Origin of the sequence: Salinicola sp. RZ23 (assembly GCF_003206675.1) — a bacterium.
In the GTDB taxonomy this organism is placed as follows: Bacteria; Pseudomonadota; Gammaproteobacteria; order Pseudomonadales; family Halomonadaceae; genus Salinicola; species Salinicola endophyticus.
This window is the reverse complement of the sequence record NZ_PZJK01000009.1, coordinates 103,651-121,726: the sequence shown is the minus strand read 5'-3', so window position 1 is coordinate 121,726 and position 18,076 is coordinate 103,651. Positions and strand designations below refer to the sequence as shown.

Annotated in this window: 15 protein-coding genes; 10 read left to right on the top strand and 5 right to left on the bottom strand. The window is 67.2% G+C overall.

All coding sequences use genetic code 11. The annotated features are described in order from the left end of the window. Nucleotides 1-2 precede the first annotated feature (2 nt). Nucleotides 3-833 carry an ABC transporter permease gene (locus tag DOM67_RS09830; RefSeq protein WP_232825200.1) on the top strand — a complete coding sequence of 277 codons (831 nt, stop codon included), beginning with the start codon at nt 3-5 and terminating at the stop codon, nt 831-833. A 284-nt stretch (nt 834-1,117) separates the two neighbouring features. On the opposite strand, the gene DOM67_RS09825 is transcribed toward DOM67_RS09830, so the two are convergent. Next, the gene (locus tag DOM67_RS09825) at nt 1,118-1,882 is read right to left on the bottom strand and encodes a class II aldolase/adducin family protein (protein ID WP_110675466.1); all 765 of its coding nucleotides are present in this window, start codon (nt 1,880-1,882) and stop codon (nt 1,118-1,120) included. Nucleotides 1,883-1,919: 37 nt separating this feature from the next. Then, on the bottom strand, nt 1,920-2,876 hold the full coding sequence (locus DOM67_RS09820; RefSeq protein WP_110675465.1) for an NAD(P)-dependent oxidoreductase: 957 nt from the start codon (nt 2,874-2,876) through the stop codon (nt 1,920-1,922). 154 nt (nt 2,877-3,030) lie between these two features. Here DOM67_RS09820 and DOM67_RS09815 point away from each other — a divergent pair, with 154 nt between their 5' ends. Continuing rightward, entirely contained in the window at nt 3,031-4,272 is a 1,242-nt protein-coding gene (locus DOM67_RS09815; RefSeq protein WP_110675464.1) for a M20 family metallopeptidase, read from the top strand. Between the two features lie 205 nt (nt 4,273-4,477). Continuing rightward, nucleotides 4,478-5,245, top strand: a complete 768-nt coding sequence (locus DOM67_RS09810; RefSeq protein ID WP_232825199.1) for an FCD domain-containing protein — start codon at nt 4,478-4,480, stop codon at nt 5,243-5,245. 148 nt (nt 5,246-5,393) lie between these two features. Here DOM67_RS09810 and DOM67_RS09805 read toward each other — a convergent pair whose 3' ends face one another. Both DOM67_RS09805 and araD1 read right to left on the bottom strand, forming a co-directional pair. Further along, the gene (locus tag DOM67_RS09805) at nt 5,394-7,193 is read right to left on the bottom strand and encodes an IlvD/Edd family dehydratase (RefSeq protein WP_110675463.1); all 1,800 of its coding nucleotides are present in this window, start codon (nt 7,191-7,193) and stop codon (nt 5,394-5,396) included. An 81-nt stretch (nt 7,194-7,274) separates the two neighbouring features. Next, nucleotides 7,275-8,267 (bottom strand): AraD1 family protein, encoded by a 993-nt coding sequence (gene araD1, locus DOM67_RS09800; protein WP_110675462.1) that lies wholly within the window; start codon nt 8,265-8,267, stop codon nt 7,275-7,277. 640 nt (nt 8,268-8,907) lie between these two features. Between araD1 and DOM67_RS09795 the strand changes: the two genes are divergently transcribed. From DOM67_RS09795 to DOM67_RS09775, 5 genes are all read left to right on the top strand, one after another. Next, on the top strand, nt 8,908-9,885 hold the full coding sequence (locus tag DOM67_RS09795; protein WP_110675461.1) for a tripartite tricarboxylate transporter substrate binding protein: 978 nt from the start codon (nt 8,908-8,910) through the stop codon (nt 9,883-9,885). A gap of 25 nt (nt 9,886-9,910) precedes the next feature. Next, nucleotides 9,911-10,396, top strand: a complete 486-nt coding sequence (locus tag DOM67_RS09790; RefSeq protein ID WP_110675460.1) for a tripartite tricarboxylate transporter TctB family protein — start codon at nt 9,911-9,913, stop codon at nt 10,394-10,396. Nucleotides 10,397-10,402: 6 nt separating this feature from the next. Continuing rightward, nucleotides 10,403-11,911 carry a tripartite tricarboxylate transporter permease gene (locus tag DOM67_RS09785; protein ID WP_110675459.1) on the top strand — a complete coding sequence of 503 codons (1,509 nt, stop codon included), beginning with the start codon at nt 10,403-10,405 and terminating at the stop codon, nt 11,909-11,911. Beyond that, complete coding sequence (locus DOM67_RS09780; RefSeq protein ID WP_110675458.1) at nt 11,908-12,963, top strand: Ldh family oxidoreductase; 1,056 nt, start codon at nt 11,908-11,910, stop codon at nt 12,961-12,963. Before DOM67_RS09785 ends, DOM67_RS09780 begins: the two co-directional genes overlap by 4 nt. 107 nt (nt 12,964-13,070) lie before the next feature. Beyond that, nucleotides 13,071-14,261: a fumarylacetoacetate hydrolase family protein gene (locus DOM67_RS09775; RefSeq protein WP_110675457.1), complete on the top strand. Its 1,191-nt coding sequence runs from the start codon at nt 13,071-13,073 to the stop codon at nt 14,259-14,261. A gap of 98 nt (nt 14,262-14,359) precedes the next feature. Here DOM67_RS09775 and DOM67_RS09770 read toward each other — a convergent pair whose 3' ends face one another. Beyond that, nucleotides 14,360-15,289 (bottom strand): LysR substrate-binding domain-containing protein, encoded by a 930-nt coding sequence (locus tag DOM67_RS09770; RefSeq protein ID WP_188115173.1) that lies wholly within the window; start codon nt 15,287-15,289, stop codon nt 14,360-14,362. 207 nt (nt 15,290-15,496) lie between these two features. Between DOM67_RS09770 and DOM67_RS09765 the strand changes: the two genes are divergently transcribed. Further along, a complete protein-coding gene (locus DOM67_RS09765) occupies nt 15,497-16,801 on the top strand; it encodes an enolase C-terminal domain-like protein (RefSeq protein ID WP_110675455.1) in 1,305 nt (434 codons plus the stop codon). 96 nt (nt 16,802-16,897) lie between these two features. Then, entirely contained in the window at nt 16,898-17,986 is a 1,089-nt protein-coding gene (locus DOM67_RS09760; RefSeq protein WP_110675454.1) for a TRAP transporter substrate-binding protein, read from the top strand. The last annotated feature ends 90 nt before the right edge of the window (nt 17,987-18,076 follow it).

Here is an 18,076-nt window from a genome sequence, read left to right as displayed (position 1 = left end):
CCGTGGCCGAACTCGATACCCTCTCCTCCCCCGGCCGTCGTCCGGCGCTCGGCCCGATTCGCCTCTCTGCGGTGCTGGCACAGCCACATCGCATCGTGATGCTGCTGGTGGCCCTCGTCGGGCTCGTCCTCATCATTCGGCTGATGGATTGGGCGTGGCTGCCAGGCTATCTGCCCAAGCTCGGCGAGGGGCTGATGATGACCCTGGCGATGCTGGTCTCGAGCGTCTTCTTCGGTTTTCTGATCGCGCTGCCGCTCGGGCTGGTCCAGGTCGGCGGCGCCTGGCCGTTTCGCTGGCTGGCGACGGGCTTCTGCACCATCATTCGCGGCACCCCGCTGCTGCTGCAGATGTGGCTGTTCTATTACGGCCTCGGTGCCGTCTTCGCCCAGTTCCCGGAGATTCGCGGCAGCTGGGCGTGGGACTATCTGCGCCAGGCCTGGCCCTACGGTTTCGTCGCGCTGACCCTCTCCTTCGCCGCCTACGAGGGCGAGGTGATGCGCGGCGCCTTCGCCGGCGTCCCCCGCGGCGAGCTGGAAGCCGCCGAGGCTTTCGGCATGTCGCGCTGGCAGATCTTTCGTCGCATCTGGTTCCCGCGCGCGGTCCATCGCGCGCTGCCGACCCTGACCGGCGAGATCATTCTGCAGCTCAAGTCGACGCCACTGGTCGCCACGATCGCGGTCACCGATCTCTACGCCGTCATCACCCAGGTGCGCCAGGCGACCTATCTCACCTACGAGCCGCTGCTGTTTCTGGTGGCCGTCTATCTCTGCCTCAGTGCCGTGCTGATCCTGACCCTGCGCTGGGTGGAAAATCGCGTCCCCACCGAGCGCTAAGGAATCACTGCATAAATGCCTGCACGGAATCGGCGTCCCCAGCGCATGACTATGTTGCGCGGTACTGGGGCGCCAGCCCGGTCGAAGACTCGCCTAACCCCCTGTGATGTCTCGCGTGACGCGTTGCCTTCGGCAACTTGCCCTGCCGGGCCGCCCTACGGGCGTTCTCTACGCGTTGCTTCGAGTCTGCGTTCCGTGCGCCTTGCCCTTCATCTCGTTCGGCAATTTATTCAGCGCTTCCCTAAGGCGCGTCGGCGAGGCGTACGCCTCCAGCGCGCCGGGCGCTACGCCTTGTAGCCGGGGTCCAGCGCCTCCAGGGTGCGCAGGTGCGCCTCCCACTCCAGCCCCAGATCGCCCTCCTCGTGGATCGTCCGGGTGTACTGTGCCGCCACATGGCGCGCGAGCGCCTCCGGCACCGGCGCCGGCGTGCACCCCATGCTCAGGGTCGCCACCTGAATGTCACAGGCACGTTCGAGATAGAACATGTTGTTGAACATCTCGGCGGCACTCGCGCCGGTGGTCAGCAGGCCATGATTGCGCAGTATCAGCGCGGGGTTACTGCCCAGGCTGGCGACGAGGCGCTCACGTTCGTCGAGATCCAGGGCGATGCCTTCGTAGTCGTGATAGGAGAGGCGGCCATGGAACTGCAGGGCAATCTGATTGAGCGGCAGCAGCCCCTCCTCGAGCGAGGAGACGGCGACACCGGCGCGGGTATGGGTATGCATCACCCAGGCGGCGTCATGGCTGGCAGCATGGATCGCCGAGTGAATTGTGAACCCGGCGGGATTGACCCGTGCGCGGCTGTCGTCGACCCGGTTGCCATCGACATCGATCTTGACCAGTGACGAGGCGGTGATCTCCTCCCAGCGCCAGCCGTAGGGGTTGATCAGGAAGTGCCCTGGCTCACCGGGGACGCGCGCAGTGATGTGGGTGTAGATCAGATCCGTCATGCGGTAGTGGGCGGCCAGGCGATAGCAGGCCGCCAGCTCGATGCGTGCCTGACGTTCGGCGTCGCTCATGGTCGCGACGGTGTCGACGGTTGCGTTCATGCAGAGCCCTGTGATGAATGGGGTGGGAGAGCTGGCGTCAATAGCCGCGGTCGCGGTCGACGACCAGCGCCATGTCGCCGCCGTCACGCAGCGCCCGCGCCGTCTCGACCACCTGTTCGGAGACCACCTGCGGCAGCGAGTCGCTGGCGATGTGCGGCGTGATGCGCAGCCGCGGGTCCAACCAGAAGGGGTGCGCCGCGGGCAGCGGCTCTTCACGGAAGACATCGAGCGATGCGCCGGCCAGCGTGCCCTCCGCCAGCGCCGCCAGCAGATCACGCTCGACCAGATGCTCGCCACGCCCGATCTGTATCAGCCAGGCGCCTTTGGCGAGGCGCTCGAAGAGCGCACCATCGAGCACATCATGGGTGTCCGCCGTCAGCGGCAGCACGTTGATCAGGTAATCGGCGCCACTCGCGGCCGCGTCGATCGCCGTCGGGCCGGTCTCGTAGTGGACACCGGCCACCGGAGCCGCGGGCGGCCGCGAGCATGCCACGCGCACGGTGAAGCCCAGCGCCGCGACGGCCTGGACCACCGCACGCCCCATGGTCCCGTGCCCGAGGACAGCGACACAGCGCGACGCCGGGGCGCGCATCGGCAGCGGGTGCCAGTTGGCGGTATGCGCCTGGCGCGCCAGGGTCTCGAACTCACGCTCGTGGTGAAGAATCTCGTGGACGGCGAACCCCGCCATCAGGTCCGCCTGGTGGGGATCGCGGACCCGAGCGATACGCACCGCGGGGTCGAGCCCGGGGTGATTCATCAGCGCATCGACCCCGGCACCGATGGACATCGCCAGCGCCAGATGGGGATAGGGCTCGAAAGCGTCAGCGGCCGGTAGCCAGCAGATCGCGAAACGTACCGCCTCGGGACGCTCGACCTGAGCCGGATGCAGTAGAATCACATCCTCGGCGATAGCGCGAATGGCATCTCCGTAGAGCGCATCGAGATCCAGCGAGTCGCTGAGATAGACGCCGACGATCGGTTGCGCCTGGGCCATGGAATCTCCTCGTGGCAGGGGGCTTGCGATGCTCGCGTGTCGGCGCGCAGGTTGTCATGCGCCGACAAGCACCACATGATTGTTGTTATTCGATTGTATAACAAAAGTCGAAGCCGGAAAAAATCGTTCACCGCAGCCCCAGGAGCCCGTCGACATGTCCCTCTCCACCCCCCGCCCCGACGCCGTCGAGCATGACACCACCGATCATGGCGCGATCGATCACGGCGGTATCGGCGCGCGGATTCAGCGCCTGGTCGGCGCGGTCGAGCCGCGGCTCATCGAGATCCGCCGAGACATTCACGCTCACCCCGAAACCGGCTTCGATACCCACCGCACCGCAGCGCTGGTGGTCAGCGAGCTCGAGGCGCTGGGCCTGGCGGTGCAGACCGGCGTCGGCCGTACCGGCGTGGTCGCCGAGATCGCCGGGGGCGCGCCCGGCCCGTGTGTGATCCTGCGCGCCGACATGGATGCGTTGCCGATCGCTGAACAGACCGGGCTGCCCTTCGCCTCGACCGTGCCCGGCAAGATGCACGCCTGCGGCCATGACACCCATACCGCCGCGCTGATTGGCGCGGCCACCGCGCTACGCGAGCTGGCACCGACCCTCAAGGGGTCGGTACGCCTGATCTTCCAACCCGCCGAGGAGACCCAGGAGAGCGGTGCCCAGGCGATGGTCGCCGATGGCGCCGCCGACGGCGCGGCGATGGCGATCGCCTTTCACAATCAGCCCCAGCTGCCGACCGGGCACGTCATGCTGTTGCGCGGGGCGAGCACCGCCTCCAGCGACGAGTTCCGGGTCACGGTGAACGGCGTGTCCGGCCACGCCGCCCGCCCCCACCACGCCATCGACCCGATCGTCGGCGCCGCCTCACTGATCTCGCAGCTGCAGACCGTGATCTCGCGCAACATGGACCCGGCGCAATCCGCGGTACTCACGATCGGTCATATTCAGGGTGGCGAGAGCCAGAACATCATCCCGGACAGCTGCACCTTCGAAGGGACCGTACGCTGCCGTTCGGAAGCCTCCCGCGACCGCGCCGAAGCCGCGTTTCGCCGCATCTGTCAGCATGGGGCCGAAGCCCTGCAGTTAACTGCCGAGATCGAGTACGTGCGTGGCGCCCCGGCGGTGCAGAACGACGACGGTCTGGTCGACCAGGCCGCGCGCTCGCTGACCGAGCAGTTCGGCGCGCCGGTGTCGATCACGCAGGGGACGGACTTCGGTGCCGAGGATTTTTCCTACTTCTCCGAGCGCATGCCGTCGATCCAGATCTATCTGGGGGCGGGCCAACCGGGGCGCGACGACCGCCTGCACAACTCCGACTATCAACCCGACGAGCGCTACATCGCGCAGGCCTCCGCGGCACTCACCCGCCTGGCCGTCGACCTGCTGCGCTGATACCTCAGGCGATGCGGCACGCTGGCCAGCGCGCCAGCGTCCGCGCCGGATAGCATGAGTCGAATCGCCCGAGACCGGGTAAGACCATGGCCGTATGTCGACCTTTGTCAGTCGCTTCGCTGCCGATCAGACGGGTAAGATGACCTTACGCCGAAATATGTCGAACCTATTTCTCCACGGACACTGCGAGTCGAGTCTTTCTGTCGTGCCGGACCAGCCAACGCCCACCGCCGCCAAGCGCATCAGCGTCTCCGACGTGCTGGTACGCGAGATTTTCACCGGACACTACCAGCCCGGCGAATTCGTGCCCAAGGAGATCGATCTCTGCGAACGCTTCGCGCTCAATCGCTCGGCGGTGCGCAGCGATCTGCGCCAACTGGTGGATGCCGGCATCATCGAGCGCATCTCCGGCTACGGCTCCCGCGTTCGCCCCTATTCCGAATGGAATATTCTCGATCCCCAGGTCACCGCCTGGATGACGCGTTTCGCCACGCCCAACCCCGGTATCCAGCGCGAGATTCTCGCCTTTCGCTTCGATGTCGAGCCCTACGTGGCGATGACCGCCGCCAAGCGCGCCACCGCCCGCGACCTGGTGGCGATCGAGGAAGCCTTCGACGGCATGGGCCAGCATCTGCGCCAGCCCCACGATGACGGTCAGCGCGCCCGCCTGCACAGCGACTGCGACGTGGCCTTCCACGTCGCCATCTTCAAGGCCACCCACAACATCGTCTGGACCCAGCTCTCGCACATATTGCGCCCGTCGATCCATCTGCTGGTGGAAACCTCCAACGTCAGTGCCAGCGACCCCGAGGAGAGCCTGGAGCGTCACCGGGTGCTGATGGAGAGCATCCGCACCCGGCGCCCCGCCGAGGCTTTTCACGCCTCGGTGGCAGTGCTTCAGGGCACCGCCAACGCGCTGGGACTGACGCTGCCGGAGACGCTGCTGGGGGAGACGCCGCCGCCCGGGCACTAAGCTTTACCACCTACTCGCCGGCTTTGCGTAGGGCCCCTGGAACACAGCAGAAGACAGGCGCCCGAGCGGCAAGCTCGGGCGCCATCGACAGGTGTGAGGTAAACCGGAGAAGACGCAGGCCCCGGGAGCCGAGGGCCTGGCGTCGCGATCAGTGGTTATCCCGCGGCAGGTCCCAGGCGATGGCGCGGTACTTGGTGGCCGGAGCCAGCGTCATGCCGCGGTCGAGCGGCTCGACCATGCCGCGCTGGATCTCCTGCCACGGCGTCTGATGATCGCGGTAGGGATAGCCGCCGCGCGCCTCGAGGCTTGCCCGCCGCCGCGCCAGCTCGGCGTCATCGACCAGCAGATTGGCCTCGCCGCGGCGCAGATCGATGCGCACCCGGTCGCCGCTCTCGAGCAGCGCCAGGCCGCCGCCCACCGCCGCTTCCGGCGAGGCGTTGAGAATCGAGGGCGACCCCGAGGTGCCCGACTGGCGCCCGTCCCCCAGGCACGGCAGCGACTCGATCCCGCGCGCCAGCAGCGCTTCCGGCGGCTGCATGTTGACCACCTCGGCCCCCCCCGGATGCCCCACCGGGCCGGCGCCACGCATCACCAGAATCGTCTTCTCGTCGATGCCCAGCGTCGGATCGTCGATCCGCGCGTGATAATCCTCGGAGCCGTCGAATACCGCCACCCGTCCCTCGAAGGCGTCGGGATCGTCCGGGTCGGAGAGAAAGCGACGGCGAAAGTCATCGGAGATGACACTGGTCTTCATCAGCGCCGAGTCGAACAGGTTGCCCTTGAGGTTGATGAAACCCGCCGCCGCCACCAGCGGATCGGCGTAGCGCCGGATCACGTCGCTATCCTGGGTCTCGTGCCCTCGGCAGTTGTCGGCGAGGGTGTGGCCGTTCACCGTCAGCACCTCGCCGTGGACGCGCCCCGCGCCCAGCAGCTCGTGGATCACCGCCGGCACGCCACCGGCGCGGAAGAACTCCTCCCCCAGATAGGCGCCGGCCGGCATCACGTTGGCCAGCAGCGGCACGTCGTGGCCGAGCCGCTGCCAGTCGTCGTTGGTCAGCTCGATGCCGGCATGGCGAGCGATGGCGTTGATATGGACCGGGGCGTTGCTCGACCCGCCCAACGCCGAGCACACCACGATGGCGTTCTCGAACGCCTCGCGGGTGAGGATAAGACTGGGGCGCAGGTCCTCCCACACCATGTCGACGATCCGCGCCCCGGTGGCGTAGGCCACCATCGGGCGCTCCTTGTAGGGCGCCGGAATCATCGCCGAACCGGGCAGGCTCATGCCGAGCACCTCGGCCATGGAGTTCATGGTCGAGGCGGTGCCCATGGTGTTGCAGTGCCCCACCGACGGCGCCGAGTCGGCGATCCGGGCGAGGAAGGTGGGATAGTCGATCTCGCCGGTGGTGAGACGCTTGCGCAGCTCCCACACGATGGTGCCGGAGCCGACCCGCTCGGCACCGCGCCAGCCGTTGAGCATCGGCCCCCCGGAGAGCACGATCGCCGGCAGGTCAGCGGTGGCCGCGGCCATCAGGCAGGCCGGCGTGGTCTTGTCGCAGCCGGTGGTGAGCACCACGCCATCCAGCGGATAGCCGTGCAGCACCTCGACCAGACCGAGATAAGCAAGATTGCGGTCCAGTGCCGCGGTGGGCCGGCGCACATTCTCGTGGATCGGATGCAGCGGGAACTCGAACGGCACCCCGCCGGCGGCGCGGATACCCGCCTTGGTGCGCTCGACCAGCTCGAGATGGTGGCGGTTGCACGGCGTCAGGTCGGAGCCGGACTGGGCGATGCCGATGATCGGCTTGCCCGCGGCCAGCTCCTCCAGGGTGATGCCGTAGTTCATGTAGCGCTCGAGACACAGCGCCGTGGTGCCGGCGTGGTCGGGGTTGTCGAACCACCAGCGCGAGCGCAGCGACTCGCGACGGCGCTTGGGGGAATCACTCATCGCAGGGCTCCAGAGAGTCGCCGCGCAGCGCACGGCGACATGCCAGGGTGGCTATCGCGACACAGGGATGCGCGGCGGCGCTCATAGCGGCTTGGCCGCCGCATAGTCCGACTCCGTATCGCGCTCCAGGGTATTGCGCAGGGGCCGACCCAGCGCCGGCAACTCGATTTCGTAGCGGTCGCCCGGCTCGACCCTCACCTGGTCGGCGAAGCTCAGCGTGGCGGTACCGAAAAAGTGCACGTGGACGTCGCCCGGGCGGCGGAAGTTGCGGTACTTGAAGTGGTGGTGCTCCAGATTGGCCAGGCTGTGGGCCATGTTGGCCTCACCGGTCAGGAAGGGCTTTTCCCACAGCGTCTGGCCATCGCGCACGATGCGGCTGGTGCCCTCGAGGTGCTCGGGCAGCTCGCCCACCAGCAGCTCCGGGCCATAGCTGCAGGCACGCAGCTTGGAGTGGGCGAGCCACAGGTAGTTGAAGCGCTCGGTGACATGATCGGAGAACTCGTTACCGACGGCGTAGCCGACCCGCCATGGGGTGCCGTCGTCGCCAATCACGTAGAGCCCGGCCAGTTCCGGCTCCTCGCCGGCATCCTGGGCGAAGCTCGGCGAGCGCAGCGCCGCCTCGGGCGCCACCACGCAGTCGCCGTCGCCCTTGTAGAACCACTCCGGCTGCGGCCCTACCTCACCGGCGGCCGGCTTGCCCGCCTCCACGCCCATGCGGAACATGCGCATGGAGTCGGTCAGGGTGCTCTCATCGACCAGGGTCGCGGCGTGCATGGCCGAGCGTGTATCGGCACTGCCGAGGTGAGTCAGTCCGGTGCCGGTCACCAGCCAGTGGGCCGGGTCGGGGTGGGTCAGCGGCGGCAGCAGCTCGCCGTTGTCGACCAGCGCGGCGTAGTCTAGCCGGGTCTCGGTCAGCGCCGCCTCGACCACCTCACTCAGCGGGCGCCCTTCGGCGATCGCCTGCCGCGCCAGGCCGTAGACCCCCTCCTCCGCGGCCACCACCTGCACGCTCCCGGCGTTGACCACCAGGCCCACCGTCAGTCGTCCATCGTGGCGACATTGAATCAGGCGCATCGTCTTTGCTCTCCTCGGCATTGCTTGGGCTCGATGAACGACCGAGCGGATTCGGGCTCGCTAGACAGCCGAGCGGGTTCGGGCTCGTTAAACAGCCAAGCGGGTTCGGGCTCGCTACCGGCCGACGGCCAGGCGGCCCAGCCCCCCCGCCCCAGCACGTGCAGCAATAGACACTCATACCGACTATGTTGAACATACTACCAATAAGTACAACATAGACTTTCGGCGCAAATACCCCACCCGCGAATCACGCTAGGCTAGGCAGCCAACCCGGCGGATGTTCTTACGGACTCACCGGCGGCCATGGTGACAGCTTCTGGCCCCATCGGCAGGTGCACTCGACCAATGTCTAGCCAACACGAATATTGCACTCAATGTTCATTCGTCATAGCGTCGAGGACGAAAAGCACGACACTTGATGAGCCCGGACAGAGCGTCATTCACCCGATATCAGTGCCGATTCCGACGCATCTGGCACCGATAGGGAAGGCTCGGCAGGCGCCGTGTGCTTCACCCGCTAAAGGCCCGTTGCGTGTCAAGCGGCCAAGCCCACAACCACTCCCTGAGCAAGACGGCGATCGACACAACGACGCCCCACACAACGATAAACAAAACGATACGTCACTCCGGAGACACCGCCATGATCTCGACGACCGCGAAACGCTTCTGCCTCGGCCTGCTCGGCGCCGCCCTGGTTCTGCCCCTGCCGGCACTGGCCGACTATCCCGAAAAGCCGATCACACTGATCGTGCCTTGGGCGGCGGGGGGCGGCACCGATGCCACCGCACGCACCATCGCCACGGCGCTGGAGAAAGAGCTCGGCCAGACCGTCAATGTGGTCAACCGCACCGGCGGTAGCGGCGTGGTCGGGCATACCGCCATCGCCATGGCCAAGCCGGACGGCTACACCCTCGGCCTGATCACCGGTGAGATCAACATGATGCACTGGCAGGGCCTGACCCAGCTCACCTATGCCGACTACACCCCGATCGCCCAGATCAATTACGACTACGCCGGCATCCAGGTCGCCGCCGACGGCCCCTTCGATTCGGTAAAGACCCTGCTCGACAAGGTCAAGGACGAGCCCAAGGGCACCTACAACGCCTCCGGCACCGGCCAGGGCGGCGTGTGGCATCTGGCCTTCGCCGGGCTGCTGCTCGACCAGGGCATGGACGCCGACCGGGTGACCTGGATTCCCAGCCAGGGTGCGGCACCGGCGATGACCGAGATGGCGGCGGGCAGTATCGATATCGTGCCCAGCTCGGTGCCCGAGGGGCGTGCGATGATCGAGGCGGGCAAGGTCAAGAGCCTGGCGATCATGGCACCGGAGCGGCTCGCGAGCTTCCCCGACGTGCCCACGCTGAAGGAGGCGATCGGCAGCGACTACACCATCGGTGAGTGGCGTGGTATCGCCGGTCCCAAGGGCATGGACCCGGCCGTGGTCGAGACACTGGAGAAGGCGGTCGAGGCGGCCTACCAGAGCGACACCTACCAGAACTTCATGGCCAAGCAGGGCTTCGGCACCGAGTGGCGCGGCGCCGATGACTTCGGCAAGTTCATGGCCGAGCAGGATCAGCGCTTCGGCGAGATCGTGAAACAGGTCGGCCTGGCCAAGTGAGGGCGCAGCCCGCGGGAGTCGCACGATGAGAGACTTTCTCCTGGGTCTGGCCTTTGCCATCGGCGGCGGCGTGGTGATCGCCGTGGCCCAGACCTACCCCACCATGCCCTCGCTGCAGTACGGGCCGTCGCTGTTCCCCTCGCTGATCGGCGGGGGGATGCTGATCGGCGGCGCGCTGCTGGCACTGAGCCAGGTCCGCGTGCTCGCCGCCCGGCGGCACGCGCCCGAGGACCCGGGGCTCTCGCGCTACGACTACCGCGGGCTGGCGCTCTCCTTGGTGCCCTGCGCCCTGATCGTGTTCTACATCCTGGCGGCCGAGACCCTCGGCGCCGGGCTCTGCATGCTGCTCTCGATGTGGCTACTGATGCTGATACGCGGGGCGAAGTGGTGGCTGGCACTGGGCGTCGCCCTGGTGGTGTCGCTCATCGTCACCCTGCTGTTCTCGCGCTATCTGCTGATTCCACTGCCGGAGGGCGTCCTGCTCCCGCAAAGTCTGGCCTGGATCGGGTAATCGCTCATGGAAACCTTTGTGCAAGGCCTGGCCATGGTGTTCAACGCCCAGACGCTGCTGGTGATCGTCGCGGCGGCCGTGTTCGGGCTCTTCGTCGGCGCCATTCCCGGCCTCACCGCCACCATGGCGGTGGCCCTGCTGGTGCCGATCACCTTCTACATGGACGCCACGCCGGCGATCGCGGCGATCGTCGCGACCTCGGCGATGGCGATCTTCGCCGGTGACATTCCCGGCACCTATCTCAACATTCCCGGCACCCCCGCCTCCGCCGCCTATGTCGGCGAGTCGTACCGCCTGGCGCGTCAGGGCCGGGCCCGCGAAACCCTGGGCACCAACCTGCTGTGCTCGGTGTTCGGCGGCCTGTTCGGCACCCTGGTGCTGGTGTTCGTGTCGCCCTCGCTGGCCGAGGTGGCGCTCAACTTCAGCTCCTTCGAGTACTTCTGGCTGGCCCTGCTGGGTCTGAGCTGCTCGATCTTCATCGCCATCGGCTCGCGGCTGAAGGCGTTTCTCTCGCTCACCGTGGGCCTTCTGCTCTCCACCGTGGGCCTCGACATGATGAGCGGCGCGCCGCGCTTCACCTTCGGGGTGCCCGACCTGATGGCCGGGGTCAACTTCATCCCGGTGATGATCGGCATGTTCGCGCTCAACGAGATCATGCTGTTCTACGGCTCGCGTAACGAGGCCCGCAGCGTGCCGGCGATGGCCAAGGACAGCGTGTTCCGCCAGGCCCCCGCCACCCTGCGCCGCTACTGGCGCAACATGCTGCGCGGCAGTGCGCTGGGCACGCTGATCGGCGCGCTGCCGGGGGCAGGCGCCGATATCGCCGCCTGGATCGCCTATGCGCTGGGCAAGAGTCGCTCCCAGGAGAAAGAGAAGTATGGCACCGGCCATATCGAAGGGATCGTCGATGCCAGCTCGGCCAACAACTCCGGTATCAGCGGCGCCTGGGTGCCGGCACTGGTGTTCGGCATCCCCGGCGACACCATTACCGCCATCGTCATCGGCGTGCTCTACATGAAGGGCATGAACCCGGGGCCGACCATCTTCATGAACGGCGGCAGCCAGGTCTACGCCCTGTTCACGGTGTTCTTCGTCGCCAACCTGATGATGCTGCCGCTGGGCTATCTGGCGATTCGCGCCTCCAAGATCTTCATCCTGACCCCGCGCAAGATGCTGATGCCGGTGATCTTCACCTTCTGCATCGTCGGCGCCTTCGCCATCAACAACTCGGTCACCGATATCTGGATCATGCTGGTCATCGGCCTGGTCGCCTTCATGCTGGCGCGCAACGACTTCCCCATGGCGCCGGCGATTCTGGGGCTGGTACTGGGCGGCACGCTGGAGAACAGCTTCATGAGTTCGATGCTCAAGTCGGGGGGGAATCTTTTCGCCTTCTTCGAGCGTCCGATCAGCGCCGCCCTCGGCGCGCTGGTGATCCTGATCTGGCTGCTGCCGACGCTGATCAAGCAGTTCCGCCGCCTGCGCCGCCCCGCCTCCGCCGGAGAAAAGACATGACCCGCTATGACGCCGCTACCCTGCGCACCACCCTGAGTGCCCTGTTCCGCGAGGCGGGGGCGCAGCAGGAGGTCGCCGAGACCACCGCCAGGATACTGGTAGAGGGGGATCTGCTCGGCCACCACACCCACGGGGTGAAGCTGGCCGACGGCTACCTCAAGGATCTCGCCGCCGGCAATGCCAGCGGCGACCCCGGGGTGCTGGAGATTCATGAGAACACGCCGGTGGCGGCGCTGTTCGACGGCCACTATCTGCTCGGCCCCTACCTGGTGCAGCGAGCCCTCGATCACTGCCGTGAGGCCGCGGCCACCTTCGGCCTGGGCATGGTCAGCCTCAAGCGCTCGCACCATATCGCCTGCCTGGCGGCCTACCTGCAGCCGCTGGTGGAAGCCAATCTGGTGCCGCTGATCCTGAGTTCGGACCCGGCGGTGGCTTCGGTGGCGCCGTTCGGCGGTCTCGACCGGGTCTACACCCCCAACCCGCTGGCCGCCGGCATCCCCGGCCGCGAGCAGCCGCTGCTGATCGATGTCAGTATGTCGACCATCACCAACGGCACCGTGGGCAAGACCCATGCCGCCGGTGGGCGCCTGGCGCATCCGGCGATCCTCTCCGGACACGGCAAGGTAAGCGACGATCCCGCCGACTACTTCGCCGAGCCGGGCGGCAGCATTCTGCCGCTGGGCGAGCTGGCCTTCGGCCACAAGGGCTTCGCCCTGGGGCTGATGGTGGAGGCGCTGACCTCGGCCCTGGCCGGCTTCGGGCGCAAGGATGGCCCCACCACCTGGGGCGCCTCGGTGATGGTGATGGTGATCGACCCGGCGCGCTTCGGCGGTACGGATGCGTTCCTCGACGAGACCGACCATCTCGCCCGACGCTGCCGCGAGGCACGCCCGCGCGACGCCGAGCACCCGGTGCGCCTGCCCGGTCAATCCGGCCTGGCGCGGCGGCGCGACTATCTCGCCGACGGTATCCCGCTGCCCGAGGACGTGGTGGCGGCGATGCGCCAGGCGGTGGCACGCTCATCGCTGGCCGGCACCACAGCGTTCGGCTGAGCCGCCGGCCGCCACACGACGCTTTGCCCGCGCCGTGCCCGCGCCGTGCTCGCGCCCTGTGCGTGCCGGCGTTCAGTCACCCATGATCATCGAGAGCTGGTTCAACCATGACGCAATCCCAAGGATCCGACCGCCTGCCCGAGTCACTCGACTGCCTGCCCGAGGACGCCGACCGCGCGCTGCTGGTAGGGCGCGCCTGGCTGGGCGACGACCCGCAGCGCGGAGGCCCGGCCATCGTCGCCGTGCGTGGCGATAGCCTGGTCGATCTCTCCGCGCATGTCGCCACCATGGCCGACCTGCTCGAACACCCCGACGCCGCCGGCCTGGTGCGCGACGCCGAGGCCCCGCTGATCGCCCCGCTGGCGACGGTGCTGGCCAATAGCGCCGAGGTCGAGCCGGTGGCCCCCTATCTGCTCGCCCCCTGCGACGTCCAGGCGATCAAGGCCTGCGGCGTGACCTTCGCCGTCAGCCTGCTGGAACGGGTGATCGAGGAGCAGGCCGGCGGCGATCTCAACCGCGCCGCCGAGCTGCGCCGTGAGATTCAGACGCTGATCGGCAGCGATCTGTCACGCATCCAGCCCGGCTCGGAAGAGGCGATGACACTCAAGCGCGAGCTGCAGGCGCGGGGGGCCTGGTCGCAATACATGGAGGTGGGCATCGGCCCCGACGCCGAGGTCTTCTCCAAGGCGCAGCCGCTCTCCGCGGTGGGACACGGCGCCCGGGTCGGTCTGCACCCCGCCTCGCAGTGGAACAACCCGGAGCCGGAGATCGTGCTCGCGGTGGACGCCCAGGGTCAGGTGCGCGGCGCCAGCCTGGGCAACGACGTCAACCTGCGCGATGTCGAGGGGCGCAGTGCACTGCTGCTGGGCAAGGCCAAGGACAACAACGCCTCCTGCGCCATCGGCCCGTTCATCCGCCTGTTCGACGCCCACTTCGGCATCGACGACGTGCGCCAGGCGCAGGTCTCGCTGCGTATCGAGGGGCATGACGATGGTTTCGTGCTCGAAGGCGACAGCGACATGCGCGAGATCAGCCGCGACCCGCTCGACCTGGTGAGCCAGACCCGTGGCGCGCATCACCAGTATCCGGACGGCTTCATGCTCTTCCTCGGCACCATGTTCTCGCCGATCCAGGATCGCGACGGCGTGGGCCAGGGCTTCACCCACCACCTGGGCGACCGGGTCGACATCGCCACGCCCAGACTGGGGCGGCTGAGCAACGTGGTCGCGCGCAGCGACCAGTTGCCGCCCTGGACCTTCGGCATCCGCAGCCTGATCGCCCACCTCGCCCGGCGCTGAGCGCGCCTACCGCCCCGAACTGCCACTGCCCCACCCGGGCATCGCGCCCTCCCCGCCGCCGGTGACCTGCCGGCGACGGGGGGGGATGATGGCAGCGTTCAGACCTCGGAACGGGTCATCAGCAGCGCGATGAAGGCATCCACCACCTCGGCACGCTCCTCGCCCTTGCGCGTCATCACCCCGTAGTAGCCCAGCGGCTCGCCGATGGTCAGCGGCAGCGCGGCGAAGCGCCCGGCCGAGAGGGTCGTGCGCAGCACCGAGGTGGGCAGCAGCGCAATGGCATCCGAGGCGCTGACCAGCTGCAGCGTGGTCTGGGTCGACGTGGTCTCGATCACATTGCGCGGCGAGCGCACCTCGGCCTCCGCCAGGGCGACTTCGAAGAGGCCGCGCATGGGGCTGGAGGTGGGGTGCATCACCCACGGCCAGCGCACCACCTCGGCCAGGGTCGGGGTGTGCTGGCACAGCGGGTGGCCGGCACGTACCACGATCGAGACCGGCTCGGCCTGCAGCGGCAGGAAGTCGAACAGATGGTGCTGGGCGGGCTCGGTGAAGCGTCCCAGCACCACGTCGAGCCGCTTGTACTCGAGATCGGCCAGGAGACGGTCGCTGGAGTTCTCGTGAACGCTCACCGCCAGCTGCGGACGCTCGTGCTTGAGCTGGATGATCGCCTGCGGCAGCAGCACCGGTGCCGCACCCGGCACGCTGCCGATCACCAGTTTGCCGTGGCCGCCCTCGCGCAGCGAGATCAGGTCGTCGATCAGGCGGTCGGTGTCGTTGAGAATGCTGCGCGCATAGCGCACCAGCAGGCGGCCGCCGCTGGTCAAGGCCATCTGCCGGGGCTGGCGCAAGAACAGCGCCATGCCGAAGAAGGTTTCAATGTCCTTGAGCATCTTGCTGGCGGCGGGTTGGCTCATGTTCATATGCCGCGCGGTGGCGTGAAGACTACGACTTTCGTCGAGAGTTACCAGCAGCACCAGGTGCTTGATACGCAACCAGCTCTTGATGTGAATTCGACTATCGTGGGACATGCTCATCCCTGCCTTTATTCTTTGGTCAAAGACAATAACCCCGGGTTATAGCAGTTGCAAAAAAAACGATTATTCGAGGCCTCACCGCTCCTTTAGGCTGTCCTAAATCGCCACCTAGGCCATCGATTGATGGCTGAAAATTGGCGCAATCACCCGACAATAGCGCGACCTATTTCGTGTCGTAAGCCATAAGGAAATCCGCGCCCCATGACGATCATTCAGCGTGTCGAAGCCCAGGACATCCGCTTTCCCACCTCGCGCGAGCTCGACGGCTCGGACGCGATGAACGCGGCACCGGACTATTCGGCCACCTACGTCATCCTGCACACCGACGCGGACGACGGGATCAGCGGTCACGGACTCACCTTCACCATCGGTCGCGGCAACGAGATCTGCGTCGCAGCGGTCAACTCCCTGGCCTCGCGCCTGGAGGGCCGTGCCCTCGAGGAGATCACCGCCGACATGGGCGCCTTCTGGCGCGACCTGACCAGCGGCGACAGCCAGCTGCGCTGGCTGGGGCCGGAGAAAGGCGTCATCCATCTGGCCTGCGCGGCGATGATCAACGCGGTGTGGGATCTGTGGGCCAAGCGCGAGGGCAAGCCGGTGTGGCAGTTGCTCGCCGACATGACCCCGGAGGCGCTGGTCCAGTGCCTCGACTTCCGCTTCGTCAGCGATGCCCTGACCCCGGAGGAGGCGATCGCCCTGCTGCGTCGCCAGGCGCCGACCAAGGCCGAGCGTGTGGCCCAGCTGCGCGAGCACGGCTACCCCGGCTACACCACCTCGGCGGGCTGGCTGGGCTACTCGGAAGAGAAGATGCGCAAGCTCTGCCGCGAGGCGCTGGACGAAGGCTGGCGCCACTTCAAGCAGAAGGTGGGTGGCGACATCGAGGAGGATCGCACCCGCGCTCGCATCCTGCGCGAGGAGATCGGCCCCGAGTGCACCCTGATGATGGATGCCAACCAGATGTGGGACGTCGACGAGGCGGTCGCCAACATGCGCCGGCTGGCCGAGTTCGATCCGCACTGGATCGAGGAGCCGACCAGCCCCGACGACATTCTCGGCCACGCCGAGATCCGCCACCGCCTGGCCCCGATCGGTGTCGCCACCGGCGAGCACTGCCATAACCGGGTGATGTTCAAGCAGCTGTTCCAGGCCGAAGCGCTCGACTTCTGCCAGCTCGATGCCGCCCGCCTGGGCGGCCTCAACGAAGTGCTGGTGGTGCTGCTGCTGGCGGCCAAGTACGGCATCCCGGTCTGCCCTCACGGCGGCGGCGTGGGCCTGTGCGAGTACACCCAGCACATCTCGATGTTCGACTACATCGCGGTCTCCGGCTCGTTGGAGGGTCGTCTGCTCGAGTACGTCGACCACCTGCACGAACACTTCGAGGCCCCGGTGCAGATCCATCGCGGCCACTACCGGGTACCGGATGCCCCGGGTTACGGGGTGACCATGAAGGCGGCGTCGCTCGCGGCCCACCGCTACCCCGACGGCAGCGCCTGGCAGTCAGCCTAGCGCCGTCCCCCGGCGGGCGCGGACGCCATCGACAAGCCACAACAAGATGGCGCCGCCCTGCCCCAGTCCATCAGCCCACACGCTCTGGAGCCGAAGATGAAAACAACCACACGTTCCCCACGTACCCTGCCGCTGCGCCGCTCGCTGGTGTCGCTGCTGACCGCCGGCGTGCTCGGCCTGGGCAGCCTGTCAGCCGCGGCCGCCACCGAAATGCCGCCGCTGCCCGAGGTCAAGGGCGATGTCGTCCAGGGCAACGGCAAGGACTACAGCCTCAAGTTCAACATCGGCCTGACCCAGTCCAGCGCCCAGTACCGTGGTCTGGAGTACTTCAAGAAGATCGTCGAAAAGCGCAGCGACGGCCATATCCAGGTGCAGATGTTCCACAGCGCCCAGCTGGGCGATGACCTGCAGTCGGTGAGTGCACTGCAGGCCGGCACCCTGGAGATGACCTCGCCCTCGACTTCACCGATGGTCAACATGTTCCCGCAGTTCGCGGTATTCGACCTGCCGTTCCTGTTTCCCAAGCCGGAAGTGGCCGACAAGGTACTCGACGGCGAGATCGGTCAGCGCATGCTGAAGGAAGCATCGACCAAGGGCCTGGTGGCGATCGGCTGGTCGGAGAACGGCTACCGCCAGCTGACCAACAGCAAGCGTCCGGTCTCCAAGCCGGCGGATCTCGAGGGTCTCAAGATCCGCACCATGCAGAACCCGATCCATCTGGATATCTGGCGCACCCTGGGTGCCAACCCGACGCCGATGTCGTTCGCCGAGCTTTTCACCGCTCTCGAGCAGCACGTGGTCGATGGCCAGGAGAACCCCTGGATCACCATCAAATCCTCCAAGTTCAACGAGGTGCAGCAGTACGCCACCGAGACCAACCACGTCTACACGCCCTTCATCACGCTGGTCTCCGAGCGCTTCTGGAATCGCCTGCCGGCCGACTACCAGCAGCTGCTGCGTGATGCCGCCAAGCAGATGGGCGACTACGAGCGCCACGTCAGCCGCAGCATGAACGACCAGATCAAGCAGGAGCTCGCCGACGAAGGCATGCAGATCACCGAGCTGACGCCGGCCCAGGTCAAGGTCTTCCAGGACAAGCTGGAGCCGGTCTACGCCGACTGGCGCGACAAGATCGGCGGTGACCTGATCGACAGCATCCGCCAGGCCGCCTCCTCGGCCCAGTAATCCCACCCACCGCGGCCGCCGCCCGACGCGCCGGCCGCGCCTCATTGTCGGGGGCGTGCCGGCCTGGCCGTCACGCCCCCTCTTGCTCGG